The 25,377-nt window shown below is 39.9% G+C and carries 29 protein-coding genes; all 29 read left to right on the plus strand.

Going from position 1 to position 25,377, the window contains the following annotated elements; all coding sequences use genetic code 11:
* Positions 1 to 176 precede the first annotated feature (176 nt).
* The 29 genes from HHK02_RS03060 to HHK02_RS03200 are packed head-to-tail and all read left to right on the plus strand — an operon-like array spanning position 177 to position 25,376.
* Positions 177 to 884 (plus strand): type 1 glutamine amidotransferase, encoded by a 708-nt coding sequence (locus HHK02_RS03060; RefSeq protein ID WP_085680307.1) that lies wholly within the window; start codon positions 177 to 179, stop codon positions 882 to 884.
* On the plus strand, positions 885 to 2,222 hold the full coding sequence (locus HHK02_RS03065; RefSeq protein ID WP_181462754.1) for a Mur ligase family protein: 1,338 nt from the start codon (positions 885 to 887) through the stop codon (positions 2,220 to 2,222). It abuts the gene before it with no gap.
* The gene (locus HHK02_RS03070) at positions 2,223 to 2,798 is read left to right on the plus strand and encodes a thymidine kinase (protein ID WP_003667548.1); all 576 of its coding nucleotides are present in this window, start codon (positions 2,223 to 2,225) and stop codon (positions 2,796 to 2,798) included.
* Between the two features lie 6 nt (positions 2,799 to 2,804).
* Complete coding sequence (gene prfA / locus HHK02_RS03075) at positions 2,805 to 3,887, plus strand: peptide chain release factor 1 (RefSeq protein ID WP_003676159.1); 1,083 nt, start codon at positions 2,805 to 2,807, stop codon at positions 3,885 to 3,887.
* Entirely contained in the window at positions 3,888 to 4,754 is an 867-nt protein-coding gene (prmC, locus tag HHK02_RS03080) for a peptide chain release factor N(5)-glutamine methyltransferase (RefSeq protein WP_181462755.1), read from the plus strand.
* Complete coding sequence (locus HHK02_RS03085; RefSeq protein ID WP_078009141.1) at positions 4,755 to 5,783, plus strand: L-threonylcarbamoyladenylate synthase; 1,029 nt, start codon at positions 4,755 to 4,757, stop codon at positions 5,781 to 5,783.
* Positions 5,784 to 7,019, plus strand: coding sequence for a serine hydroxymethyltransferase (gene glyA / locus HHK02_RS03090; protein WP_078009142.1), 1,236 nt, complete (start codon positions 5,784 to 5,786; stop codon positions 7,017 to 7,019).
* Entirely contained in the window at positions 7,020 to 7,655 is a 636-nt protein-coding gene (gene upp / locus HHK02_RS03095; protein ID WP_003676152.1) for a uracil phosphoribosyltransferase, read from the plus strand.
* On the plus strand, positions 7,656 to 9,383 hold the full coding sequence (gene ptsP, locus HHK02_RS03100) for a phosphoenolpyruvate--protein phosphotransferase (RefSeq protein ID WP_181462756.1): 1,728 nt from the start codon (positions 7,656 to 7,658) through the stop codon (positions 9,381 to 9,383). It begins immediately after the preceding gene.
* Complete coding sequence (locus HHK02_RS03105) at positions 9,384 to 10,499, plus strand: YibE/F family protein (protein WP_003672570.1); 1,116 nt, start codon at positions 9,384 to 9,386, stop codon at positions 10,497 to 10,499.
* Positions 10,500 to 11,273, plus strand: coding sequence for a YibE/F family protein (locus tag HHK02_RS03110; RefSeq protein WP_078009145.1), 774 nt, complete (start codon positions 10,500 to 10,502; stop codon positions 11,271 to 11,273).
* Positions 11,274 to 12,545 (plus strand): uracil permease, encoded by a 1,272-nt coding sequence (uraA, locus tag HHK02_RS03115; RefSeq protein WP_003666556.1) that lies wholly within the window; start codon positions 11,274 to 11,276, stop codon positions 12,543 to 12,545.
* Positions 12,546 to 13,253, plus strand: a complete 708-nt coding sequence (gene atpB / locus HHK02_RS03120; RefSeq protein ID WP_003666558.1) for a F0F1 ATP synthase subunit A — start codon at positions 12,546 to 12,548, stop codon at positions 13,251 to 13,253.
* Entirely contained in the window at positions 13,254 to 13,472 is a 219-nt protein-coding gene (atpE, locus tag HHK02_RS03125) for a F0F1 ATP synthase subunit C (RefSeq protein WP_003666561.1), read from the plus strand. It begins immediately after the preceding gene.
* Positions 13,473 to 13,991 carry a F0F1 ATP synthase subunit B gene (gene atpF / locus HHK02_RS03130; protein ID WP_003666564.1) on the plus strand — a complete coding sequence of 173 codons (519 nt, stop codon included), beginning with the start codon at positions 13,473 to 13,475 and terminating at the stop codon, positions 13,989 to 13,991.
* Positions 13,992 to 14,534: an ATP synthase F1 subunit delta gene (atpH, locus tag HHK02_RS03135; RefSeq protein ID WP_003666566.1), complete on the plus strand. Its 543-nt coding sequence runs from the start codon at positions 13,992 to 13,994 to the stop codon at positions 14,532 to 14,534.
* Complete coding sequence (gene atpA / locus HHK02_RS03140) at positions 14,535 to 16,064, plus strand: F0F1 ATP synthase subunit alpha (protein WP_003672565.1); 1,530 nt, start codon at positions 14,535 to 14,537, stop codon at positions 16,062 to 16,064.
* Positions 16,065 to 17,009: a F0F1 ATP synthase subunit gamma gene (locus HHK02_RS03145; RefSeq protein WP_003672563.1), complete on the plus strand. Its 945-nt coding sequence runs from the start codon at positions 16,065 to 16,067 to the stop codon at positions 17,007 to 17,009.
* A complete protein-coding gene (atpD, locus tag HHK02_RS03150) occupies positions 17,010 to 18,437 on the plus strand; it encodes a F0F1 ATP synthase subunit beta (RefSeq protein ID WP_003666573.1) in 1,428 nt (475 codons plus the stop codon).
* Positions 18,438 to 18,869 carry a F0F1 ATP synthase subunit epsilon gene (locus HHK02_RS03155; RefSeq protein ID WP_019254221.1) on the plus strand — a complete coding sequence of 144 codons (432 nt, stop codon included), beginning with the start codon at positions 18,438 to 18,440 and terminating at the stop codon, positions 18,867 to 18,869.
* On the plus strand, positions 18,870 to 19,133 hold the full coding sequence (locus HHK02_RS03160; protein WP_003667560.1) for a DUF1146 family protein: 264 nt from the start codon (positions 18,870 to 18,872) through the stop codon (positions 19,131 to 19,133).
* Positions 19,134 to 20,450, plus strand: coding sequence for a UDP-N-acetylglucosamine 1-carboxyvinyltransferase (gene murA / locus HHK02_RS03165; protein WP_181462757.1), 1,317 nt, complete (start codon positions 19,134 to 19,136; stop codon positions 20,448 to 20,450). It begins immediately after the preceding gene.
* On the plus strand, positions 20,451 to 21,443 hold the full coding sequence (gene mreB / locus HHK02_RS03170) for a rod shape-determining protein (protein ID WP_003666578.1): 993 nt from the start codon (positions 20,451 to 20,453) through the stop codon (positions 21,441 to 21,443).
* Positions 21,444 to 21,680: a membrane protein insertion efficiency factor YidD gene (gene yidD, locus HHK02_RS03175; protein ID WP_011953410.1), complete on the plus strand. Its 237-nt coding sequence runs from the start codon at positions 21,444 to 21,446 to the stop codon at positions 21,678 to 21,680.
* Positions 21,681 to 21,905: a DUF2969 domain-containing protein gene (locus HHK02_RS03180; RefSeq protein WP_003666580.1), complete on the plus strand. Its 225-nt coding sequence runs from the start codon at positions 21,681 to 21,683 to the stop codon at positions 21,903 to 21,905. It begins immediately after the preceding gene.
* Positions 21,906 to 23,099: an FtsW/RodA/SpoVE family cell cycle protein gene (locus HHK02_RS03185; protein WP_003666583.1), complete on the plus strand. Its 1,194-nt coding sequence runs from the start codon at positions 21,906 to 21,908 to the stop codon at positions 23,097 to 23,099.
* Entirely contained in the window at positions 23,100 to 23,393 is a 294-nt protein-coding gene (locus HHK02_RS03190) for a glycine cleavage system H family protein (RefSeq protein WP_003672558.1), read from the plus strand.
* Entirely contained in the window at positions 23,394 to 24,530 is a 1,137-nt protein-coding gene (locus HHK02_RS03195; RefSeq protein ID WP_181462758.1) for a D-alanine--D-alanine ligase family protein, read from the plus strand. It abuts the gene before it with no gap.
* Entirely contained in the window at positions 24,531 to 25,376 is an 846-nt protein-coding gene (locus HHK02_RS03200; RefSeq protein WP_003672385.1) for a helix-turn-helix domain-containing protein, read from the plus strand.
* Position 25,377: the final 1 nt, after the last annotated feature.

Below are 25,377 nucleotides of genomic sequence, written 5' to 3' on the forward strand. Positions count from 1 at the left end.
CAAAAGTTATTCGTCTTGAGCGTCGTTGGAACTGGATATCTTGGATCCTAATCATCTTACTATTTCTTACTTCATCAAATTTCACGATTTTATGGGTAAGCCTAATCACATTGATTGAAACCTATGTTGTCTGGCGAATGGATAACATGAAAAGTAAGATGACTAGCGAAGATTAGATGGCAAAATATCACTTACACCTCGCCCACCTCTACGGCGATTTATTAAATACTTATAGTGATGTCGGTAATATTATCGCCCTTCAATATTACGCTAAACAGATGGATACCGATATTAATGTCAAAGTCATTAGTATCGACAACGACTTTAATCCACAAGATTTTGATTTAGCTCTTTTCGGCGGTGGACAAGATTACGAACAACTTGTTGTCTCCAAAGATCTTCCAAACAAAAAAGCAGGCATTGACAAGTTTATTAATGATGGAAAGCCGCTGCTTGCTATTTGTGGAGGTTATCAACTTCTCGGCCACTATTATATCGGTGCTGATGGCGAAAAGATTCCGGGGCTTGGCATCCTTGATCACTATACTTTAAGCCAGGATAATCACCGTTTCATTGGTGATATCACCATCAAAAACGAAGAAAGCAATCAAGAGTACCATGGTTTTGAAAATCACAACGGCCGCACATTCTTAGGAAAAGGTGAGCGTCCGCTTGGTAAAGTAATTTCTGGTAATGGAAATAACGGTGAAGATCATACCGAAGGAGCAATCTATAAAAACACTTATTGCTCTTATTTCCACGGTCCCATTCTTACAAGAAATGGTGAGATTGCTAAAAAGATTCTTTTAGCAGCTCTTGAGCATAAATACCCCGATGCCGACTTAAGCAGTCAAAAAGCCCTAAAAATTAAACCTACATTTTAAATGACAGTTCGAAGTTCATTTGCCGAATTTGCCGGGCGGTCAAGCTATTGGTTCCTCCATACTTTTATGAACGGAGGAAGTTCCCTTCCAGGAAAATTAACCTTAAAGCTTGATCCAAATATTCTCCAAGCCTTTAGCAAAAAGTACGACCTTGTTATTGTAACAGGGACAAATGGAAAAACATTAACCACCGCATTAAGCGTACGAGTTTTACGGGAAAAGTATGACCAAGTTCTTACTAATCCGACTGGTTCCAACATGGAGCAAGGAATCGTAACTACCTTTATTACGGCTCCCTATCCAAAGAAAAAAGGGCTGGCCATCCTCGAAGTCGATGAAGCAAATGTAGTTAAAGTATGTAAATACATCACCCCAATTGCCTTTGTCTTCACCAACATTTTCCGTGATCAAATGGATCGTTACGGTGAAATCTACACCACTTATAATAAAATCTTAAAGGGGGTTAAATTAGCACCAAAAGCAACCATCATCGCTAACGGGGATGAACAACTCTTTAACAGCAAAGACTTGCCTAACCCAATCATCTATTATGGCTTTAACCACGAAGAAAAAGAGCCTTTCAACGCCCCAGCTAACACTGATGGTCTCCTTTGTCCTAAATGTCAACACATTCTAAAGTATCGAATGCGAACTTATGCCGGGCTAGGTAACTACTTCTGTCCAAATTGTGGTTTCCATCGACCAGAATTAACGTATGCTGTTACCAAAATTGATAAGCTTACCCCCACGCATTCAACTTTTGAAATTGATGGGCAAAAATACACCATCGGAATCGGTGGTTTATATAACATCTATAATGCTCTTGCCGCTTACTCTCTTGGTCGTTTTCTCGGAGTGAGCCAAGCACAAATTAAAGATGCTTTTGAATCAGACGAACGAGTTTTTGGCCGCCAAGAAGTCATTAATATCGATGGAAAACAAGTTACTTTGATCTTAGTTAAAAATCCAGTTGGTCTTAATCAGGTTTTAGATATGATTGAGACAGATGACAAGCCCTTTAGCTTTGCCTTCTTACTAAATGCTAACTATGCTGATGGAATTGATACTAGCTGGATCTGGGACGGCGACTTTGAAAAACTTACCCAACATCAAATCCCACAATACATGACGGGAGGAGAACGCTATAAAGATATTACCACTAGATTAACAATGGCTGGCGTAAAAGATATGTGGCATGAACCAGACCTTACCCAGGTAATTGATAAAATCAAGGAAATGCCAACTGAACATGTCTATATTCTGGCAACATATACAGCCGTTCTGCAATTACGCAAACAACTAGCAGAAAAGGGCTATATTAAAGGAGGAATGGACTAAGTGGCACAACTATTCTTTAAATATGGCGCGATGAATTCTGGTAAGTCAATCGATATTTTGAAGGTTGCTCATAACTATGAAGAACAAGGGAAACCGGTTGTTTTAATGACGAGTGGTGTTGACGATCGTTCTGGTCGAGGCATCATTGCTAGTCGGATTGGCCTAGAGCGTAAAGTAAAACCAATTATGGATGATACCAATATTTACGATTATGTTAATAAGATGGACCGTAAGATATATTGTGTATTGATCGACGAAGCACAGTTTTTAAAGAAAGAGCATGTCTTACAATTAATCAAAATTGTTGATGAGCTAAATATTCCGGTAATGGCTTTTGGACTAAAGAATGACTTTCGGAATGAATTATTTGAAGGTTCAAAATATTTACTGATTTATGCTGACAAAATTGAAGAGATGAAAACAATTTGTTGGTTCTGCCCTCATAAAGCTACAATGAATTTACGGATTCATAATGGCAAGCCAGTATATGAGGGAGAACAAGTCCAGATAGGGGGAAATGAATCATATTACCCAGTATGCCGGAAGCACTATTTTCATCCCCAATTAAAACAATAGATGGAAATGGAAGAAATTTTCGATAAGCTTCAAGCAGTTGCTGATCGTTACGATGAACTAAATGAATTGATCAGTGATCCAGAAGTAATTGCCGACTCGCAACGTTTTATGAAGCTTTCAAAAGAAGAAGGAAGCTTACGTGAAACAGTTGAAAAATATAATCAATATAAAAAAGTCACCCAAACGATTAGTGATGATGAAGAACTATTGCGTGAAACAAATGATGATGATTTAACGGCCTTAACCAAGGAAGAGTTAGCGGAAGCGCGCGAAGAACAAGCACAATTAGAAAAAGAGCTTGAAGTTCTACTAATTCCTAAAGACCCTAATGATGATAAAAACATTATCATGGAAATCCGTGGAGCTGCCGGAGGGGATGAAGCAAGCCTCTTTGCTGCTGATCTATATAACATGTATCTTCGTTATGCTGAAAAGCAAGGCTGGAAAGTAGAAGTTGTGGATCGAAATGAAACTGAAGTCGGTGGCTTTAAGGAAATTGCCTTAATGATTACTGGGGATAAGGTTTATTCTAAGCTTAAGTTTGAGAACGGTGCGCATCGTGTTCAACGGGTTCCTGTTACTGAATCTGCTGGACGTGTTCATACGTCAACTGCGACGGTTGGGGTAATGCCAGAAGCTGAAGATGTGGATGTAGATATCGATCCTAAAGATATCCGGGTTGATGTTTACCGTTCAAGCGGTGCTGGTGGTCAGCACGTTAACAAAACTTCATCAGCTGTTCGAATGACCCACTTGCCAACAGGGATTGTTGTTGCAATGCAAGATGAGCGTTCACAACAGCAGAACCGGGCTAAGGCAATGCGGATTTTGAAGTCACGGGTTTATGATTATTACCAACAACAAGAACAGAGCGCCTATGATCAAAAGCGGAAAGACGCGATCGGGACAGGTGATCGGTCAGAACGGATTCGTACTTACAACTACCCACAAAACCGGGTAACAGATCACCGTATTGGATTAACATTAAATAAGCTTGATAAGATTATGGCTGGTGACCTCGATGAAATTATTGAAGCATTGATTGTTGCCGACCAAACGCAAAAGTTGGAGCAATTACGGAATGAGTAGATGAGTAGTTTCGTACCGACCAACTACTTTATGGCTCAGCGATGGGCAAAAGAACAATTACAAGGAACAGATATTGACCCAGGTGCCCCTCAGTTTTTACTTCAGCAATCACATGGTTGGGATGCGACTCACTTACTTTTGCATAATCGTGATGAGATGCCAGCTGACGAAGTAGACTGGTGGAAGGATGCCATAATAAGATTGCTTAATCATGAGCCTGCTCAATATATTGTTGGGCAGGCCCCATTTTATGGACGAACTTTTAAAATTAATAAAAATGTTTTGATTCCAGAAGCTGAGACAGCAGAGTTAATCGATTGGGTGTTACAAGAAATGCCATCTCGCCCATTAAGAGTCCTTGATTTAGGAACGGGGAGTGGAGTGATAGGCATTACCCTTGCACTTGAACGGCCAAATTGGCATGTAAGTTTAAGTGATATTTCACCCGCTGCGCTTGCTATTGCTCAGAAAAATATGGCTAAGTTTAACCTGGAGTTGCCGTTAATTAAAAGCGATTTATTTGAAAATATTGATCAGCAATATGATTTAATTGTGACTAATCCGCCTTATATTGACTCGGACGATACTAGTGAAATTGATCAAGCGGTCCTTGAAAACGAACCAGCCCTAGCCCTATTTGCTAGTGAACATGGGTTAGGATTCTATCATCGCTTATTTAAGCAAGCAGGGCAATACCTAACTACAACTGGTCAAATATTTGGCGAAACTGGTTATGATCAAGAGGAGTCAATTCAAGAATTACTACATCAAACCGATGAACACGCACAGATATGCCCACGACATGATGTGGCAGGAAAAATGAGGATGATACACGCATGGGATTTTTCAAACGTAGGAGGAAGATAGATGGATACGAAGATTTTTCGACATGGTGAGATTGCCCAAGCAGCAGCTGCGATTAAGCGCGGTGAATTAGTGGCTTTTCCAACCGAAACTGTTTATGGATTAGGGGCTGATGCGACCAATGAAAAAGCCGTTAAGAATGTTTATTTAGCAAAAGGGCGGCCAAGTGATAATCCATTGATTGTTCATGTTAACTCCATCGCAATGGTTAAAAAGTATGCTGCCGAGATTCCTGATAATGCCCGAAAGTTGATGGATGCATTTTGGCCTGGTTCTTTAACTATTATCTTGAAGATTAAGAAGGGTGCGCTTTCAAAAACCGTCACAGGTGGTTTGAAAACTGTCGCCTTTCGTTACCCCGACTGTCAACCAACCCTTGACTTAATTGAAGAAGCTGGTGTTCCGATGGTGGGACCATCTGCTAATACTTCTGGGAAACCGAGCCCGACTACTGCCCAACACGTTTATCATGACTTGCATGGTAAGATCTCTGGAATTGTGGATAATGGTCCGACACGGGTAGGAGTTGAATCCACTGTCCTTGATATGTCAACAGACCACCCTGTAATTTTACGTCCTGGTGCTGTTACGAAGAAGGACATTGAAAAAGTGATTGGATCCATTGACCTTAATCATCATAAAGTAGGCAAAAATGAAACTCCTAAAGCACCCGGAATGAAATACAAGCACTATGCACCTAAGGCCCAAGTATATATTGTTGATGAAGATACTGATTGGGATAAAGTTGTTGAATGGATACGACAACAGCCATTTGACGTTGGGATGATGGCTGAAGAAAAGGTTCTCCAACAAGAAGTATTGCCGATGAATGCTATTCAATTTTCATTAGGAAAAAATGTTCAAGATGCCAGTGCTCGTCTATTTGATGGCTTACGGCAATTTGATGACCAACCTAATGTTAAAGCGATTGTCACTCAAGCATTTCCAGCTCATGATTTAGGGGGCGCATACATGAATCGGTTAAATAAGTCGGCTGGTGGTATGCACTTTGATAGGAATGCGGTAAAATAAATGAACTATGGTAAAAAATCACCCCAATTATGGGCAGCCATTGAAAATGAAGAACAACGCCAGCAAGATACGATTGAGCTCATTGCCTCCGAGAATATTGTTTCAGATGCTGTTCGTGAAGCTCAAGGGTCAGTTCTAACAAATAAGTATGCTGAAGGATATCCTAATAAGCGGTATTACGGTGGTTGTGAGTTTATAGATCAAGTTGAACAATTAGCAATTGATTATGCTAAAAAGTTATTCAATGCAGCATATGTTAATGTTCAACCTCATTCCGGATCACAAGCTAATATGGCAGTTTATCAAGCACTTCTCAAGCCCGGAGATGTGATTTTAGGGATGGGGATGGATGCTGGTGGGCACCTAACTCACGGAGCAACGGTCAATTTTAGCGGAAAACTATATAAGACGTATGGCTATGGCCTAAATCCAGATACTGAAGAGCTTGATTATGATGAAATTATGGCTTTAGCTAAAAAAGTAAAGCCACAATTAATCATTGCGGGTGCTTCTGCCTATAGTCGAATTATTGATTGGCAGGAATTTCGGAAGATTGCTGATGAAGTTGGGGCTTACTTGATGGTTGATATGGCCCATATTGCCGGACTAGTAGCAACTGGTGTCCATCCAAGTCCACTTCCAATTGCTGATGTCGTTACTACTACTACTCATAAAACTCTTCGGGGCCCACGGGGAGGAATGATCCTCTCTAAATCGACTAAATTAGGACGGAAAATTAATTCAGCAGTTTTCCCTGGGATCCAAGGCGGACCACTGGAACATGTAATTGCGGGGAAAGCTCAAGCATTTTATGAAGATTTGCAACCAGAATATACGGAATATATCCAACAAGTTGTAAAAAATGCTCAAGCAATGGAAAAAGTATTTAATACTAGTAAACAAATTAGGATGGTTTCAGGAAAAACTGAAAATCATCTTCTCGTTCTGGATCTTACTAAGACTGGTTTAACAGGAAAAGATGCGCAAAATCTCCTTGACCGTGTCCACATTACAACCAATAAGGAGGCCATTCCGAATGACCCACGAAGTCCATTTATTACAAGTGGTTTGCGGATTGGGACTCCTGCTATTACTAGCCGCGGATTTAAGGAAGAGGATGCGCAAAAAGTTGCGGAATTAATCAGTACAGCTTTAACTAATCCCACCGATGAAGAGTGTCTACAAGAGGTCGCAAAAGGGGTACACGAACTAACCACAAATTATCCGCTTAACTAAATGGGTAAATTTGAAGTGTTAGATCATCCATTGATTCAGCACAAGCTAACAATGATTCGGGATAAAAATGTTGGGACAAAGTTTTTCCGGGAAACTGTCAAAGAAATTTCAACTTTAATGGCTTATGAAGTTGCACGCGACATGCCATTAAAGGATGTTGAAATTGAAACGCCAATTGCTAAAACGACCCAGAAAGAATTGGCTGGTAAAAAGGTGGCGATTATTCCAATTCTTCGGGCCGGAATCGGAATGGTTGATGGGATGACGGACCTTATCCCCGCAGCTAAAATTGGTTTTATCGGAATGTACCGGGATGAAGAAACCTTAAAGCCACATGAATACTTTGTTAAGTTACCTAATGATATTACAGAACGGCAATTATTCATCGTTGACCCAATGCTGGCAACTGGTGGTTCAGCAATGATGGCAATCGAAGCCTTAAAGAAGCGCGGTTGCTCAGAAAAGAACATGAAATTTGCTTGCTTAGTTGCAGCACCTGAAGGAGTTAAGGCTGTGCGCGACGCTTATCCAGATGTTGATATTTATACAGCAGGACTTGATGATCATCTTAATGAAGATGGATATATTGTTCCTGGGTTAGGTGATGCTGGTGACCGTCTTTTTGGTACTAAGTAGATGGAGACCCAAATTAATGGAATTGCAGCCAGTGATGGAGTGGGAATTGCACCTGCTTACTTATTGACGAAGCCTAATCTTAGTTTTGAAAAATATCATATTAGTGACCCCGATAGTGAAAAAGCGAGATTACACTATGCTTTTGAGAAGATCATTCAGAAACTAAAGGAAACCAAAAAGAAGCTTGTTAATAAACTTAATGCAGAAAATTTGGCAATTTTTGATACCCACATTGCAATCTTAAATGATCCTGAAATGATTAAACAAGTTGAAAATCGGATTACCAATCAACGCTTAAATGCAGAATCGGCTTTTGCAGAAGTAATTACTAAGATGATCAAAACCCTTCAGGCGATGACTGGAAATGAATATATGCAAGAGCGGGCATCTGATTTTCAAAATATTCAAGACCAGGTTTTAGCAGAGTTAGAAGGGAAGAAGCTCCCTAATTTACGTGAATTAGATCACCCTGTCATTGTAGTCGCCCATTCGATTGGTCCGGCCGATACTTCACAGATGGATGGCCGCTTTGTTAAGGGAATTATTACTGATTTGGGTGGGCGGACTAGTCACGCAGCGATTATGGCTCGTTCTTTACAGATTCCAGCAATTGTTGGGTGTAACGACATAACCAAAAAGGTGCAGAATGGCCAACGAGTAATTGTTGACGGCTTTGAAGGGAGTGCAATTGTTGAACCATCAACAAATGATGTTAAACAATACCAAAAAATTACTGATAAGTTTATGAATGTCCGTCAGCAATGGAAAAAAATGATTAACCAGCCCTCAGTAACCGCCGATGGTCAACGGTACAAGATTTCAGCTAATATTGGTTCTTCAGTGGATATTTCGTCAGCAATAGAAAATGGTGCTGATGGTGTTGGCCTATTTCGAACCGAATTTCTTTATATGAAAAGTGACCACCTCCCAACCGAAGAAGAGCAGTTTAATGCTTATCGCCGAGCTGTTGAACAGTTAAATGGGAAACGGTTAGTGGTTCGGACCTTAGATATCGGTGGAGATAAACCACTTCAATTTATGCCCTTACCCAAAGAAATGAATCCATTCCTTGGGTACCGGGCTATTCGGATTACTCTTGATCGACCAGAAATGTTTAGGACTCAGCTGCGGGCCTTACTCCGAGCATCCGAGTTTGGGAAGATTAATATTATGTTTCCAATGATTACCACGCTTGAAGAATTACGAGCAGCTAAGAAAATCTATTATGAGGAGCAGCAGAAATTAGCTGTTGATCATCCAGGAATTGGCCGCGATATCCATCTTGGGATAATGATTGAAGTTCCATTAGCCGCGTTAAATGCTGATCGCTTAGCAGCAGAAGTTGATTTCTTTAGCATTGGAACTAATGACTTAATTCAATATTGTTTTGCGGCTGACCGTGGTAATGATTCAGTTTCGTACCTTTACCAGCCGCTAAATCCAACTTTTTTAAAATTAATTAAGCACATTATCGATGCTGGGCATGCTCATAATACAACGGTAGCGATGTGTGGAGAGATGGCAGGAGATCATTATGCGTTGCCACTATTAATCGGGATGGGATTGGATGTCTATTCGATGAGTGCTAGTTCTATTTTACGGACACGTTCAATGATGAAGCAATTAGACAGCAAAAAATGTCAGAAACTCTACCAACAGGCTGTTACAACTTGTGATTCAATGACCGGTGTGAAAAAGTTAGTTCAAGATTGGTTGGTAGCAAACTAAGTGATTAAGCAATACTGGACAAAGCAAAGAATCTGGTTGTTAATTTTTTTAATGGTTGTTGGAATTGGTGCTCTCTTATTTACCAGCCATAATGAACAGTTTTATCAACAACCAATTGCTAAAGTAATCAGCAAAAAAACGATGAGTAAACAAAGAGTAAAAGACCAGTTTGATAATGTTGACCATCAATATAATCAACAACTCCAAGTAAAACTAATGAATGGCAAATATCGCGGGCAAAAATTAACAGTCCAAAATACATATAGCGATTCGCAACCGATGGATCAACGTTATCGGGTAGGGAATGAAGTATTTTTAACCCAGCTTCGCAAACGAGGCGGAAAACTGACCGCCAATGTTAACGGTTATAAGCGAGACACAGTAATTGTCTTTTTACTTTGGCTTGTTGTCTTGATGCTGCTTCTCCTTATGGGGCGTTCAGGGATGTTTGCATTCTTAAGCGTAGTAATTAATGCTCTTTTGTTTATAATTGCAATTGAGATCGACTTAAAGCAAAATGGTCAGCATATCATGCTGCTTTTTAGCGTTCTTGCCATAATTTTTACGTTTATTAGCTTATTATTAGTTCTTGGTTTTAGTAAAAGGATGCTGGCGACTTTTGCGGCAACAGTTATTGGAACATTTGTTGCCTTGGGAGTAAGTATGCTTGTATTTATGTGGACGCATGAACGGGGGATTTACTATGAATCAATGGAATATGTTACGCAAGTTCCTCGACCGCTTTTCTTAGCTGAAACATTGTTGGGGTCTTTAGGAGCGGTAATGGATGAATCAAGCGATATTATTGCCACACTTTTTGAGTTAAAGCAGTTAAATCCAGCTGCTACCCGCAAACAGTTATTTATCTCTGGCCGTAATGTTGGTAAATCAATTATGGGACCGTTAATAAATGTTTTGTTTTTAATTTTTATGGTGGATACCTTTACTGGTAGTCTTTTGTATATCAAAAACGGTAACTCGTGGGGATATACCTATGCAATGAATATGAGCTTAGGGACTATTCAGAGCCTGATCAGTGGGATTGGAATTGTCCTTTCAGTTCCCCTTGTCAGTCTATTTGGGGCATTATTATTAGGGAAGAAGGTGCAAAGATGAATGACGACAATTACGGGTCTTGGCTTAGTATTGCTAATTTTGATGGTCCTTGTGGGAGGGAAACAGGGCTGGACAGCTTTTTTAAGCTTGCTTCTTAATTTTGGCTTTTTATATTTTGCAATTATTTTAGTCGCGTTTCATGTTCCCCCGTTATTTGTAACGGTAACTATTGGGATTACAATTTTGGCAATAACTATTTTCATGGGGGAAGATGATTTGCGGACAACCGTGACGGCATTTTATGCTTCACTCATCGTGCTATGCTTAATTTTAGTGCTGATCTTTATTGTCGAGCACTGGGCAATGGTGCAGGGCTTTGGAACAGAAGATAGTGATGAGTTAGAAGGGATGTCAATTTTAATTGGAATTAGTTATTTCAAAGTTTCTGTTACTACTACTATTTTGAGTTCACTCGGAGCAATTGCAGAAGCGGCGATGGCGATCTCCTCTGGCCTTACCGAAATCCTTGAGAATCATCCTGAAAGAACTAATCGTCAATTAATTCATAGCGGGATGGCAATTGGGCAACAGATTATTGGAACAACATTTAATACGCTTTTCTTTGGCTTCTTTGGAGGATTCTTAGCACTATTTATTTGGTTCTTAGGTCTCCATTATTCCTTTGGTACAATTATGAATAACAAAATTTTTGTGGCAGAAATGATTGAAATTCTGATCTCTTTCATCGGGGTGCTGATCACTGTTCCTATGACCGCTTGGGTGATGACAAAGCGTCGTAAATCTGTTGTTGACAATTACCCTAAAACAAAGTAAATGGCGCACCGTGATAATGTTGTTTTAGATGTAGATGAACGACCAGCTCCCTGGCAGTGGTTTGGCTTATCTTTGCAACATATGTTTTCTATGTTTGGCTCCACTGTCTTGGTCCCAATTTTGGTAGGATTAAATCCAGGAATTGCTTTATTTAGTTCGGGAGTAGGAACCCTGATGTACTTACTCATTACTAAGCATAAGATTCCGGCTTATATGGGATCGAGTTTCTCATTTGTGGTCCCGATGATGGCCTTAATGAAAACTACTGGTTATCCGGGTATTGCACAGGGGACCATTGCAGTTGGGTGCGTATATTTAATCGTATCAGTAATTGTAACGTTGGTTGGCTCGCAATGGATTGACCGCATTTTGCCACCAATTGTTGTCGGTCCGATTGTTGTTGTAATCGGATTATCATTAGCAGGAACTGCCGCCAAAGATGCTACCATCAATTCGGCTACTGGCCATTATGATTTGCGCTTTTTTGCGGTCGCAATGCTTACGATGGCAATAACAGTTATCTTCAATATGTATTTTAAAGGATTCCTCGGTTTAATTCCGATTTTGATGGGGATTGTCGCTGGTTATATTATTGCGGTCTTATTTGGCATTGTGGATTTTTCTCCAGTTGCGCATGCACATTGGTTTAGTTTGCCAGACTTTCAGATTCCATTTGTTGATTATCATCCCCAATTATACTGGGGTGCGATTTTGAGTATGGCCCCAATCGCTTTTGTTACCATGACAGAACACTTAGGTCATATTATGGTTCTAAACGAGTTGACTGAGCGAAATTACTTCAAGGAACCAGGATTGAACCATACGCTTGCGGGAGATGGGACGGCTTCGATTATTGCTGGTTTCGTTGGCGGCCCTCCCGTAACTAGTTATGGTGAAAATATTGGGGTAATGGCAATTACGCGTGTCCATTCAGTTTACGTTATTGCTGGAGCAGCTGTATTTGCCATCTTCTTTAGCTTTATTGGTAAATTAAGTGCCTTGATTGAATCTATTCCTTCACCAGTTATTGGTGGGATTTCATTCCTACTATTTGGTGTGATTGCTTCTAGCGGATTGCGCGTAATGATTGAAAACAAAATTGATTTTAATGAAAAAAGAAATTTGATGATTTCATCGGTTATTTTAGTAATTGGGATTGGAAATGCCTATCTTCAATTAGGAAAATATCAATTCTCTGGATTAGCTGTTGCAGCTGTCCTCGGGATAATAATGAATTTAATCCTTCCACAAAAAGCCAAAAGTGAAATGTAGATGGGCGGTGATGCTTTAACTTTTAAGCTTTTCGGACTTACGTTCAATACTACGAACATTGTTTCTGGACTGATTATCTACGCAATCGTGTTCTTCACTCTTTACGGGATGTCACGAAAGATCCAAATGAAGCCTACTGGTGCACAAAATGTATTTGAGTGGCTAGTTGACTTCACTAATGGAATTGTGCGAAGCCAGATGCCAGCATCCGAACAAGGTCACTATAGTTTCTTTGCCTTTGTTTTGTTTGTTTTCATCTTCTTTGCAAACCAATTCGGTTTAATTTTCCAATTCCATTGGAACGGAGCTGAGGTGCTTAGAAGTCCAACGGCAGATCCAGTTGTTACGTTAACACTTTCTTTAATGGTAATGGTATTAGCATTCGCTGCTGGAGTAGCACATAATGGCCTTGGTGGATACCTGAAAGGGTACACTAAACCATTTACTTTAATGCTTCCTGTTAACATTATCGAAGACTTTGCTAACTTCTTAACTCTTGGTCTCCGTATTTTTGGTAACATTTTTGCCGGTGAACTTTTAATGAGTTTGATTGCTAATATGGCATTCTCACATGGAATCCTAACTATTATTCCAGGGTTGTTCTTGGAACTAGCATGGCAAGGATTCTCCGTATTTATCGGTTCGATTCAGGCATATGTCTTTGTAACATTAACGACGGTTTATATTTCTCGGAAGATTTCCGAATAAATGGCATTAGGAGCAATTGCTGCAGGACTCGCGGCTATGGGTGCCGCTATCGGTGGTGGTATCGGTGACGGTATCTTAATCGGACACACAGTTGACAGTATCGCACGTCAACCAGAATTACAAAGTAGATTACAAGCAACGATGTTTATTGGTGTTGGTTTGATTGAAGCCATGCCTATTATTGCCATCGTTATTGGCTTCCTTGTTATGAACAAGTAAATGTTTGTAAACAGTGTGTTAGCTGAATCAAACAGTTTATACATTGGTGACTTGGTATTCTACATCGTTACTTTTATCATCTTAATGCTATTAGTTAAGCATTTTGCTTGGAAACCGGTAACAGATATGATGAAGAAACGTGCAGATAAGATTGCTAATGACATTGATAATGCTGCTCGTTCACGTGAAAGTGCTGAAAAGATGGCTGCAAAGCGACAAGCTGAGTTACAAAGCTCACGGCAAGAAGCTGCTGAGATTGTAAGTAATGCTAAAAAGTCTGGGGAAACTCAGCGAGCACAGATTGTTGAAACAGCGCAAAAAGATGCCCAAGCTCTCAAGCAACAAGCACAAAAAGATGCTGAGCAAGCACGTCGCGATGCATTAAACAGTGCTAAGGATGACGTTGCAAACTTATCTATTGAGATTGCTTCCAAACTCATCCAAAAAGAATTAAAGGCAGACGATCAAAAAGAATTGATCGATTCCTATATCGAAGGGTTGGTAGAACATGAGTCTTGAATGAGTCTTGATAAGAAGACAGTTGCTGATCGCTATGCGAAAGCACTGTTTGAATTGGTCGATGCTGATAACGAACTCGATCAAACTTATCAAGAATTGATTGCTTTACGCCAAGTCTTTGAGGACAACGAGGGATTGGACGCCGCACTTGCGGGAGTTCAACTGTCACTTGATGAAAAGAAATCATTGATTAAAGATTTACAGCAAGGTGCTTCAAAGTACGTTGCTAACTTAATTCAAATGGTTTTCGATTACGGCCGTATTGACTGCATGGTCGCAATTATTGATGAGTTTGAACGGCGGTATGACCGTAAAATGAAGCGGATGCATGCTGACGTTACCACAGCGATCCAACTCGATAAACAACAAGAGGATCAACTAAAGGCTAATCTTGCAAAACGTTTTGGTGCTAATGAAGTTACCTTAACAGAACATGTTGATCCAGAAATTTTAGGTGGGGTTATTGTCCATGTTGATAATAAGACATTAGATGGTAGTCTCAGCTCAAAGATTAAGCAAATTCGTCGTTTACTAGTTAGATAAATGAGCATTAAAACTGAGGAAATCAGTTCACTCATCAAAAAACAACTCGCCAACTACCAAGACAAAGTATCTGTCGAAGAAACCGGTACTGTTACCTATGTTGGTGATGGAGTTGCTCGTGCCGATGGCTTAGATAATGCTATGGCTGGTGAGTTGCTCGAATTTAGTAACGGGGTCTACGGAATGGCTCAAAACCTCGAAAGTAATGATGTAGGTATTGTTATTTTAGGGGATTACACAGGCATTCGTGAAGGAGACACCGTTAAGCGGACGGGTCGAATCATGGAAGTACCCGTTGGCGATGCATTATTAGGACGGGTTGTTGACTCATTAGGTCGTCCAATTGACGGTCTTGGTGAGATTAAGACAGATAAAACTCGTCCAATTGAACGTAAAGCTCCAGGTGTTATGGAGCGTAAGAGTGTTAGTGTACCACTTCAAACTGGTATTAAGGTTATTGATGCCTTAGTTCCAATTGGACGTGGTCAGCGTGAATTGATTATTGGTGACCGTAAGACAGGTAAAACTGCCATTGCGTTAGACACTATTATTAACCAGAAGAACCAAGACGTAATTTGTATTTACGTTGCTATTGGTCAAAAGGAATCAACTGTTCGGGCTAGTGTTGAAACCCTTCGTAAGTATGGAGCATTAGATTACACAATTGTTGTTTCAGCTAGTGCTTCAAATCCTGCTCCAATGTTATATATTGCGCCATATGCAGGGGCTGCGATGGGTGAAGAATTTATGTTCAACGGTAAAGATGTTCTTATTGTTTATGATGATTTATCAAAACAAGCGGATGCATACCGTGAACTTTCATTAATTCTTCGTCGTCCTCCTGGTCGTGAAGCTTACCCTGGTGATATTTTCTATACTCACTCACGGTTGCTAGAACGTGCTGCTCGTTTGTCTGATGATCTTGGTGGTGGTTCAATGACCGCCTTACCAATCATTCAGACGCAAGCTGGTGATGTTTCTGCATATATTCCTACTAACGTTATTTCTATTACTGATGGTCAGATCTTCTTAGATTCAGATGAATTCTATGCAGGTCAACGTCCAGCTATCGATGCTGGTACTTCAGTTTCTCGTGTTGGTGGTGACGCTCAGATCAAAGCAATGAAGAAAGTTGCTGGTACTTTGCGTTTGGATATTGCTTCATACAACGAATTAGCATCCTTTGCTCAATTCGGTTCCGACCTTGATGCAGCTACGCAAGCTAAATTGGCTCGTGGTCAACGGACTATGGAAGTCTTAAAGCAGGGATTACATGATCCGCTACCAGTAGAAGAACAAGTTGTAACATTATTTGCTCTTTCACGTGGTTTTATCGATAAAGTCGAAATTGAAGATGTTCAACGTTACGAAAGTGAATTGGCTGCTTACATGCATGCTAACCACCAAGACCTCTACGACACCATCAAGAAGACTGGTAAGCTACCAGAAGGCGATGACTTGCAAAATGCTGTTGCTAAGTTCTCTGAAACATTTCAAGGAACTAAAAAGCAAGCCGCTGAAGAAAAATAGGTGCCAGCTTCACTCGCTGCAGTTAAACATAAGATTGATTCCACTAAGAGTACGCGTCAGATTACTTCGGCGATGCAAATGGTTTCAACCGCAAAACTGAATCAAATTCAACACCACACTCAGACCTACGAAGTATATGCTGAGAAGGTTAAGCAAATGTTGTCTGATCTGGTTAAATCTCACAGCGCAACATCTGCAGCTTCGCAAGATGATGTTTACGCTGCACTGTTTAAAAAGCGCGCAGTTAAAAAGACTGGGGTGCTTGTGATTACGTCTGACCGAGGTTTGGTTGGTAGTTACAACAGTAACATTATCAAGCAAACGTTAGATATGATGGCTAAGCACAATCTTGATAAAGACAACACAGTATTTTTGACGGTCGGTAAAACAGGGACAGAATTCTTTAAGAAGAGGGGAATGAATGTCGTTTACGAATATTCAGGCGTTAGCGATGTTCCTACCTATCGTGAAGTTCACAGTATTGTGAAGACCGCTGTTCAAATGTACAGTGATCAAGTATTTGATGAAATGTATATGGTTTACAGTCATTACGTTAACCGGATTACATCAAATGTTATTGTTCACGATGTACTCCCAATTACTGAAAAGTCATTACTCAATGACGAAAATGAAGCACAAGAAAATACAGAATTAAATAATTCTGATGTAAGTACTGCGCACGTTTCTGCCGAGTATGAATTTGAACCGTCAGATACAGAAATCATTTCTGCATTGGTTGCCCAATATGCAGAAAGTTTGATTTACGGAGCGATTCTTGATGCCAAGACATCAGAACACTCTTCAAGTGCGAATGCAATGCGTTCAGCTACAGATAATGCTGATGACATTATCTCTACTCTCGAATTGCAATATAACCGAGCACGGCAAGCAGCAATTACCACCGAAATTACAGAAATTACTGGTGGTATGACTGCTCAAGAATAAATGAGTTCTGGTAAAGTTTTACAAGTTATCGGACCAGTTGTTGATGTTGAATTTCCCTTAGACGAAAAACTTCCTGAAATTAATGACGCTTTGAAGATTAAGGAAAGCGATGGTAAGACTTTAACAACTGAAGTTGCCTTGGAATTAGGTGATGGTGTTGTTCGAACAATTGCCATGGACGGTACTGATGGTCTTCAACGTGGTATGGAAGTTGAAAACACTGGCGCATCAATTAGTGTACCAGTTGGTGATGATACTCTGGGACGAGTATTTAACGTCTTAGGGGAACCTGTTGACAACGGACCGAAATTTGGCCCTGATGCAAAGCGGATGCCTATTCACCGCGATGCACCAAAGTATGATGACTTAAACAATGCTACCGAAATTTTGGAAACTGGGATCAAGGTTATTGATTTACTAGCTCCATATGTTCGTGGTGGTAAGATTGGTCTATTCGGTGGTGCCGGTGTTGGTAAAACCGTTTTGATTCAGGAATTGATTCATAACATTGCTCAAGGTCATAATGGTATTTCTGTCTTCACAGGGGTTGGTGAACGTACCCGTGAAGGTAATGACATGTACTATGAAATGAAGGCCTCTGGAGTTCTTGAAAAGACGGCCATGGTTTATGGTCAGATGAACGAACCACCTGGTGCCCGTATGCGGGTTGCCTTAACTGGTTTAACAATTGCGGAATACTTCCGTGATGTAAAGGGACAAGATGTTTTGCTCTTTATCGATAACATCTTCCGGTTTACACAAGCTGGTTCAGAAGTTTCTGCCCTCTTGGGTCGGATTCCTTCTGCCGTTGGTTACCAGCCAACATTAGCTACTGAAATGGGTCAGTTACAGGAACGGATTACTTCAACTAAGAAGGGATCTATTACGTCTATTCAAGCCGTTTATGTTCCAGCTGATGACTATACCGACCCTGCACCAGCTACGACATTTGCCCACTTGGATGCAACTACTAACTTGGAACGTCGATTAACCCAAATCGGTATTTATCCAGCCGTTGACCCATTAGCTTCAACTTCTACTGCTCTTACTCCAGAAATTGTTGGTAAAGAACACTATGAAGTTGCTACACAGGTTCAACACGTTCTTCAACGATACCATGAACTTCAAGATATCATCTCTATTTTAGGTATGGATGAATTATCTGACGAAGAAAAGACAATCGTTGCTCGTGCACGGCGGATTCAAAACTTCCTTTCCCAAAGCTTTAGTGTTGCTTCCCAATTTACAGGTTTACCTGGTAAATATGTTCCATTAAAGGAAACAATTAAAGGCTTTAAGGAAATTCTTGCTGGTAAGTATGATGATCTTCCAGAAGAAGCTTTCCGGTTAGTTGGACCAATTGAAGACGTTGTTGAAAAGGCAAAGAAAATGAAGGCTGAGACTGACGAAGATAGCTCAGAAGACTAGATGGCTGAAAATACTTTTAAGGTCACTATTATTACTCCAGATGGCACCGTCTATGATAATGATAAGGTTACTATGCTCGTTATGAACACTGCTGGTGGACAAATGGGAATCATGGCTAACCACGTACCATTAATTGCTGCACTTGAAATCAGTACAGTTCGAATTAAACATTCTGAAGGCACTGATGAAGTTGCAGCGGTTAACGGTGGGATCATTCAATTTGATGGTCAAAATGCTACAATCGCAGCTGATAGTGCTGAAATGCCTGAAGCAATTGACGTTGAGCGGGCACAGAGAGCTAAAAAGCGTTCTGAGTCTGCAATCGAAGAAGCAAAGAAGAAGCATAACCAGAGCGATTTATCACGTGCAGAAGTTCACCTCAAGCGTGCAATTAACCGTTTGAATGCTGCTTCTAAGCAACGCAATATCTAAATGATTGAATTTAGTTTAAAAGAGGGTGATCGATTGCAAATTACAGGATTACGAGCGCTAATAGAAATAATAGTGCAACTGGCATTTGTCTGGTTAGCGTTTTTTGCTATTCAAGGGATACATTTTGAGCATTTTTTTAACCGACCACCACGTACATTGCCTCTACTTATTGTTTTGATGGCTACTGGACTAGGATATTTATGTGCGACATTTTTCTTAAATATCCTAAGTGCAATTGGTAATTTGACATATTTAATTCGATAGATGGAAAAAATTGTTGTTAAGGGCGGTCAGAGGTTAACCGGTCGAGTTAAAGTTGAAGGAGCAAAAAATGCAGTCTTACCAATTCAAGCGGCATCTATTTTGGCTTCTAGTGGAAACATTAAATTATCAAATGTTCCCATTTTATCGGATGTAACGACAATGAATCAGTTATTACGGTTCTTAAATATAAAAGTAGATTTTGATAAAAATAAGCATGTTTTAACAATTGATGCAGCTGACCCTGTATTATCTGAAGCACCATTAGAATATGTTAGCCGGATGCGGGCATCGATGGTAGTCTTAGGCCCCTTGCTAGCTCGGACAGGTCATGCGCAAATTGCGCTTCCTGGTGGATGTGCGATTGGTTCGCGGCCAATTTATTTACATCTTAAGGGATTACGTCAATTAGGAGCGGTTATTGAGCAACACGATGGATACTTAGAAGCACGGGCTGAACACTTAATTGGTGATCATATTTATCTAGATTTTCCTAGTGTCGGTGCAACACAAAATCTGATGATGGCAGCAACCCTTGCGCAGGGAATTACAACAATTGAAAATGCCGCCAGTGAGCCTGAAATTGTTGATTTAGCAAATATGTTGAATAAAATGGGTGCACGTGTTCATGGTGCTGGAACAGACATTATCCGGATTCAAGGGGTTAATTTCCTTCATGGTTGTGAACATACAGTAATGCCAGATAGAATTGAGGCAGGAACATTTATGATTGCGACAGCCATTACTAATGGTGATGTAGTGGTTGAAGGAGCAATCGCTGAGCATAACACCTCACTAATTGCTAAATTGGAGGAAATGGGGGTGACAGTCATCGTTCAAGAAGACGGGATCCGTGTTCTTGGGACTTCTGTTCTAATTCCCACGAATATTAAGACTCTTCCATACCCAGGATTTCCTACTGATCTTCAACCACAAATGTCCGTTCTCCAGCTTTTGGCAAATGGGACCAGTACCCTAGATGAGACGATTTTTGAGAAGCGTTTTATGCATTTAGAAGAATTACGACGAATGAACGCCGATTTTCAAATTAATGGTCCAGTTGCGGTTTTAAATGGTCCCACGTGTTTTAGTGGCGCTGAAGTAGCTGCCTCTGATTTACGAGCGGGGGCTGCTTTAGTATTGGCCGGGTTAGTTGCTGATGGAATTACCCAGGTTCGTAACCTAAAATATATTGATCGGGGATATTACCATCTTCACCAAAAGTTACAACAATTAGGGGCCAAGATTGATCGAATTGATGTCGAGGATAAAATTAAATTGGCGGTAAAGCCTTCTAAGAATAAAACAAATCAAGATTAAATGGCAAAGGATATTGGAATTGATTTGGGAACTGCCAATGTTTTGATTTATGTTCAAGGCAAGGGTATTGTTCTAAATGAACCGTCAGTTGTGGCGGTTGATACAAAAACCAATAAAGTATTGGCTGTTGGTTCAGAAGCATACCGAATGGTTGGACGTACTCCTAGTAACATTCGGGCTATTCGTCCATTAAAGGATGGAGTTATTTCTGATTTTGATGTTACTCAAGAAATGCTTTCCTACTTTATTGGTAAACTAAGCGTTAAAGGGTTTATGTCAAAGCCAAACATCATGATCTGCGCACCAACGAATATTACTGAGATTGAACGAAAGGCAATTATTCAAGCCGCTGAACAATCTGGTGGTGGTAAAGTTTACCTTGAATACGAGCCTAAAGTAGCAGCAATTGGTGCTGGATTAGACATTTTTAAACCTCGTGGAAACATGGTCATTGATATGGGTGGTGGTACCAGTGATATCGCCATTCTTTCATTAGGCGATATTGTCTCAAGCCAGTCAATTCGGATGGCCGGTGATAAGATGAATAGTGATATTGCTTCTTATATTAAGAATAAGCACGGCCTAGTAATTGGTGAACATACTGCTGAAAAGATCAAAATGGAACTCGGGACTGCATTACGGGTTGATGATCCTGAAACAATGGATGTTCGTGGTCGTGATGTAGCTACTGGAATGCCAAAGCAAATCACGGTTAATGAAAATGAAATTGAAGAAGCATTGCACGATACGCTTGAACAAATTGTTTCAGCCGCTGTAAATGTATTAGAAACAATTCCACCAGAGTTAGCTAGTGATATTATTGACCGGGGAATAATGTTAACCGGTGGTACTTCTTTGTTAAAGGGTGTCGATCAATTATTCAGTGCTCGTCTAAAGGTACCGGTTGTTGTTTCACAAGACCCATTAGACAATGTTGCTAAGGGTGCTGGTGAAATGTTAGAACGGATGCAAAAGACTGAACGAAAGAAGTAAATGGTAAGGATTTTATGTGACCTTATACGCTGGTATCAACAAGGCATTTCCGCCCAACGACCATTTCGTGTATGTCGCTTTACCCCCTCATGTTCACAGTACATGTTAGAAGCTTTACAACGCTTTGGTTTAAAGGGGATATTGCTCGGAAGTTGGCGGCTCCTTCGTTGTCAGCCGTTTTCTCGTGGTGGCTATGATCCGGTACCTAATCATTTTACTTTTCGTCGTCAGGGGTAAGTGTCAAAGAAAGATAAAAAAGTAGAAGTCAGCGTTAAAGATATTGAACGTCGTAATCAACCGGTTCAACAAATTTTTATTGGAGACCGATTGATTGGTGAAGTTGTAACCGATAATGAACGTTTCAAAGCAATGCTGATAAGTGACCAGAGCGAATTTTATGTTCGTTCTCAAGAAGAGGGATTAGAAATAGTCCTTCAACAATATCATCTTCACCAGCATTAGATGCAACGTTCGCAAAATGATGTAGAAAGTCGGATTGACTGGGGAATTATATTTTGTGTTCTTTTGTTAGCCTTGATTGGTCTTGCTTCAATCTATGTAGCGGCAGTTCATGATCGGCAGCAAACTAGTGTAGCACGACAGGTTATTACCCAGTTGGTTTGGTATGCGGTTGGAACAATCCTTATTATTGTCATTATGCAATTTGATGCTGAACAATTATGGAAATTAGCACCAATTGTATACTGGCTAAGTGTATTTTTAATGTTCGCAATCCTAGTCTTTTATAGTCGAGCCTATTATGCTAGTACCGGGGCTAAGAGTTGGTTTGCAATTGGACCATTTACGTTTCAGCCTTCGGAAATAATGAAGCCTGCCTATATTTTAATGATGGGGCGTGTTATTACGACTCATAATAACCGATATAGTGTGCATACTGTTGATTCAGATTGGCGATTAATTGGGACGATGTTCTTATGGCTATTACCAATTTTAATTTCGCTGAAGTTTCAAAATGACTTTGGGACTGGGTTAGTATTCTTCGCTATTTTCTGTGGAATGGTCTTAGTTTCTGGAGTTACTTGGCGAATTTTGGCGCCAGCAGCTACGATATTAGTTGTTGTTGGGGGCTCAGCCTTAGCGATGGTAACTAGTTCGGTTGGGCGACAAATACTTGAACATGTTGGGTTTCAAGCATACCAGTTTGATCGGGTTGATACCTGGCTTCATCCAGAACAGGATACAACTAACCAAGGGTATCAGTTATGGCAGAGTATTAAAGCGGTTGGTTCGGGTGGTATTACTGGAACTGGTTTTAATAACTCAAAGGTTTATGTTCCGGTTCGTGAATCAGATATGATTTTTTCCGTTATCGGTGAGAATTTTGGGTTCATTGGTGGGGTTTTATTAATCCTTATCTACTTGTTACTGATCTACTTAATGATTCGAGTAACATTCGATACCAAGAACGAATTCTATGCTTATATCTCAACCGGAGTTATCATGATGATTTTATTCCACGTTTTTGAAAATATTGGAATGAACATCGGTCTATTACCATTAACAGGTATTCCGCTTCCATTTATTAGTGCTGGGGGATCCTCATTAATTGGTAACTTGATTGGGATTGGAATGGTAATGTCGATGCGTTACCATCATCATTCTTATATGTTTAGCAGTAATCGTGAATTTAGATAGATGGCAAAAGATTATTTTTGGGTAAAAGAGCAAGCAGATGGTACTAAGCGTGTCGGCTTAAACGATGAAGGCCGTGATGAGTTAGGAGAAGTAAGTTTCATCGATGTACCAGCAGTAGGGACAACTTTGAAACAAGCTGACAAATTTATTGCAGTTGAAGCAGAAAAAGCAGTTACCGATGTGGATAGTCCCATTGATGGTAAGATTACCAAAATAAATGAAGCTATTATTGATGATCCGGCTGGATTAAATTCAAGCGATATGGAAAAAAACTGGATTGTTGAAGTTAAATAAATGACCAAAAAATTACACATCGCTTTATTATTTGGTGGTAACTCCTCTGAACATGATGTGTCAAAGCGATCAGCACATAATATCTATGATGCTCTTGATAAGGAAAAATATGATGTAAGTCTTTTTATGTTTACAAAGGATGGAATTCTATTAGGCAATGAGGATTCTCAAAAGATCTTTGATGGTGAACCTGAAGACCAAGTGGTAGCAGAAGCATATCAAAAGATGGATATGAGTAGTCCATTAGCACCAATTATGGCCTTAAACGAACAAAAGGAAATTGATTTCTTCTTCCCTGTTATCCATGGTAATTTAGGTGAAGATGGTACAATTCAAGGCCTCTTTAAGCTCCTTAATAAGCCATACGTTGGTTCAAATATTGCAGCTAGTGCGATGTCTTTTGACAAGGATCTTACTAAGAAGATTATTAGTCAAGCTGGTATTCGCAACACCCCTTATGTAGTAGTTACGCCAGAAAACCGGGCTGATTATTCATGGAGCCGGATTGAAGAAAAATTAGGTAATCTCACTTTTGTAAAGCCAGCTAAGCAAGGTTCCTCCGTTGGAATTCATCGAGTTACTAACGCTGAAGAATATGAAAAAGCGTTAGATGATGCTTTTAAGTATGATTACAAGATCTTAGTAGAACAGGGGATCGCTAATCCTCAAGAAATTGAGATTTCAATCTTAGGAAATGAACATCCAATTGCCTCTAAGTTAGGAGCTGTTCGTGTACCTAAGGACGATCCATTCTATGATTACGAAAATAAGTTTGTGGATGCCAGCGGGGTTGTTTTTGAACTTCCTGTTAAATTACCACAATACTTAGTTGATGAAATTACAGATATGGCTTTGAAAGCATACAAGGCATTAGGAATGAAGGGAATGGCTCGGATTGACTTTTTAGTTGACAGCAATAATGTCCCTTATCTTGGTGAACCAAATACATTACCAGGATTTACTAACATTAGTCTGTACCCTCAAATGTGGGAAGTTTCTGGTATTTCATATACTGACTTGATTGATCGGTTAATTCAATTAGGATTACAAGAATTTGAACGAAACAGCAAGATTAAATACGACTTCCGTAAGCTTGGTACTGAACGTGTTGGTCAAAAGAAATATAACGAAGACTAAATGAGACTCCGAGGAGACGTATTAAAACAAATTCGTCGCAAGCGTGGATTGTCCCAAACGGCTTTAGCTGAAGGGATTTGTACTCAAGCGACAATCAGCCTAATGGAAAAACAAAATCGCTTACCCAAAATGGATATTTTAACGGCAATATGTGAACGCTTAAATATTTCTTCTGATCGAATTGTCGAAAATGAAGTTAGTGGAATTAATGAAACATTCAACCAAATCGTTGATAATTTGATTTCACGCAATTTTGAAGATGCTTCAGCGCTTTTGAAGAAGGTTCATGTAAAAAATCTAGAAAGTGATTTTGATAAACAACGTTACTACTATCTAGTAGGAATGGTTCAAGTTGAAAGTAATCAAATTGATGAAGCCATTTTTAATTTTGAACTTGTTTTAACTCAATTTGCTACTACTAGTGCTAATATTTATTTAGCTATGACAACTGCAGGAATGGCGCTTGCTTACTTAAAACGTGGTGATAAAGAACGGGCAGCACGGTTAACTAACCGGTCTGTAAAACTGATTGATAATAAAAAATTGATTGGGAGCCTTTATCAATGGGCATCAATTGATTGTCAAATTGCAGAATTATATCTGCAACTTGAAGACCCTGATAACGCTATTGAAGTTGCTAATAAGGGAATTGAACTTTGTCGGGAACATGATTCATTATTCTTATTAGATGAACTATATCTTTGTATAGGTCGTAGCTACATCCTAAAGAACGACAAGGAAGAAGCTAAAAAGGCTTTAAAGATTGCTGAAAGTCTTAGCATTGCTCGTAATGGATCAGTAGCAGAAGATACAATTCTATTAGAGTTAAAGAATTTAGAAATTTAAG

Source organism: Limosilactobacillus reuteri, assembly GCF_013694365.1.
Classification (GTDB): Bacteria; Bacillota; Bacilli; order Lactobacillales; family Lactobacillaceae; genus Limosilactobacillus; species Limosilactobacillus reuteri_E.

What these genes read in the sequence shown, in the direction of transcription:
- HHK02_RS03060 (WP_085680307.1), top strand. Translation starts at nt 177, where the DNA reads ATGGCAAAATATCACTTACACCTCGCCCACCTCTACGGCGATTTATTA.
- HHK02_RS03065 (WP_181462754.1), top strand. Translation starts at nt 885, where the DNA reads ATGACAGTTCGAAGTTCATTTGCCGAATTTGCCGGGCGGTCAAGCTAT.
- prfA (WP_003676159.1), top strand. Translation starts at nt 2,805, where the DNA reads ATGGAAGAAATTTTCGATAAGCTTCAAGCAGTTGCTGATCGTTACGAT.
- prmC (WP_181462755.1), top strand. Translation starts at nt 3,888, where the DNA reads ATGAGTAGTTTCGTACCGACCAACTACTTTATGGCTCAGCGATGGGCA.
- HHK02_RS03085 (WP_078009141.1), top strand. Translation starts at nt 4,755, where the DNA reads ATGGATACGAAGATTTTTCGACATGGTGAGATTGCCCAAGCAGCAGCT.
- glyA (WP_078009142.1), top strand. Translation starts at nt 5,784, where the DNA reads ATGAACTATGGTAAAAAATCACCCCAATTATGGGCAGCCATTGAAAAT.
- upp (WP_003676152.1), top strand. Translation starts at nt 7,020, where the DNA reads ATGGGTAAATTTGAAGTGTTAGATCATCCATTGATTCAGCACAAGCTA.
- ptsP (WP_181462756.1), top strand. Translation starts at nt 7,656, where the DNA reads ATGGAGACCCAAATTAATGGAATTGCAGCCAGTGATGGAGTGGGAATT.
- HHK02_RS03110 (WP_078009145.1), top strand. Translation starts at nt 10,500, where the DNA reads ATGACGACAATTACGGGTCTTGGCTTAGTATTGCTAATTTTGATGGTC.
- uraA (WP_003666556.1), top strand. Translation starts at nt 11,274, where the DNA reads ATGGCGCACCGTGATAATGTTGTTTTAGATGTAGATGAACGACCAGCT.
- atpB (WP_003666558.1), top strand. Translation starts at nt 12,546, where the DNA reads ATGGGCGGTGATGCTTTAACTTTTAAGCTTTTCGGACTTACGTTCAAT.
- atpE (WP_003666561.1), top strand. Translation starts at nt 13,254, where the DNA reads ATGGCATTAGGAGCAATTGCTGCAGGACTCGCGGCTATGGGTGCCGCT.
- atpF (WP_003666564.1), top strand. Translation starts at nt 13,473, where the DNA reads ATGTTTGTAAACAGTGTGTTAGCTGAATCAAACAGTTTATACATTGGT.
- atpH (WP_003666566.1), top strand. Translation starts at nt 13,992, where the DNA reads ATGAGTCTTGATAAGAAGACAGTTGCTGATCGCTATGCGAAAGCACTG.
- atpA (WP_003672565.1), top strand. Translation starts at nt 14,535, where the DNA reads ATGAGCATTAAAACTGAGGAAATCAGTTCACTCATCAAAAAACAACTC.
- atpD (WP_003666573.1), top strand. Translation starts at nt 17,010, where the DNA reads ATGAGTTCTGGTAAAGTTTTACAAGTTATCGGACCAGTTGTTGATGTT.
- HHK02_RS03155 (WP_019254221.1), top strand. Translation starts at nt 18,438, where the DNA reads ATGGCTGAAAATACTTTTAAGGTCACTATTATTACTCCAGATGGCACC.
- HHK02_RS03160 (WP_003667560.1), top strand. Translation starts at nt 18,870, where the DNA reads ATGATTGAATTTAGTTTAAAAGAGGGTGATCGATTGCAAATTACAGGA.
- murA (WP_181462757.1), top strand. Translation starts at nt 19,134, where the DNA reads ATGGAAAAAATTGTTGTTAAGGGCGGTCAGAGGTTAACCGGTCGAGTT.
- mreB (WP_003666578.1), top strand. Translation starts at nt 20,451, where the DNA reads ATGGCAAAGGATATTGGAATTGATTTGGGAACTGCCAATGTTTTGATT.
- yidD (WP_011953410.1), top strand. Translation starts at nt 21,444, where the DNA reads ATGGTAAGGATTTTATGTGACCTTATACGCTGGTATCAACAAGGCATT.
- HHK02_RS03185 (WP_003666583.1), top strand. Translation starts at nt 21,906, where the DNA reads ATGCAACGTTCGCAAAATGATGTAGAAAGTCGGATTGACTGGGGAATT.
- HHK02_RS03190 (WP_003672558.1), top strand. Translation starts at nt 23,100, where the DNA reads ATGGCAAAAGATTATTTTTGGGTAAAAGAGCAAGCAGATGGTACTAAG.
- HHK02_RS03195 (WP_181462758.1), top strand. Translation starts at nt 23,394, where the DNA reads ATGACCAAAAAATTACACATCGCTTTATTATTTGGTGGTAACTCCTCT.
- HHK02_RS03200 (WP_003672385.1), top strand. Translation starts at nt 24,531, where the DNA reads ATGAGACTCCGAGGAGACGTATTAAAACAAATTCGTCGCAAGCGTGGA.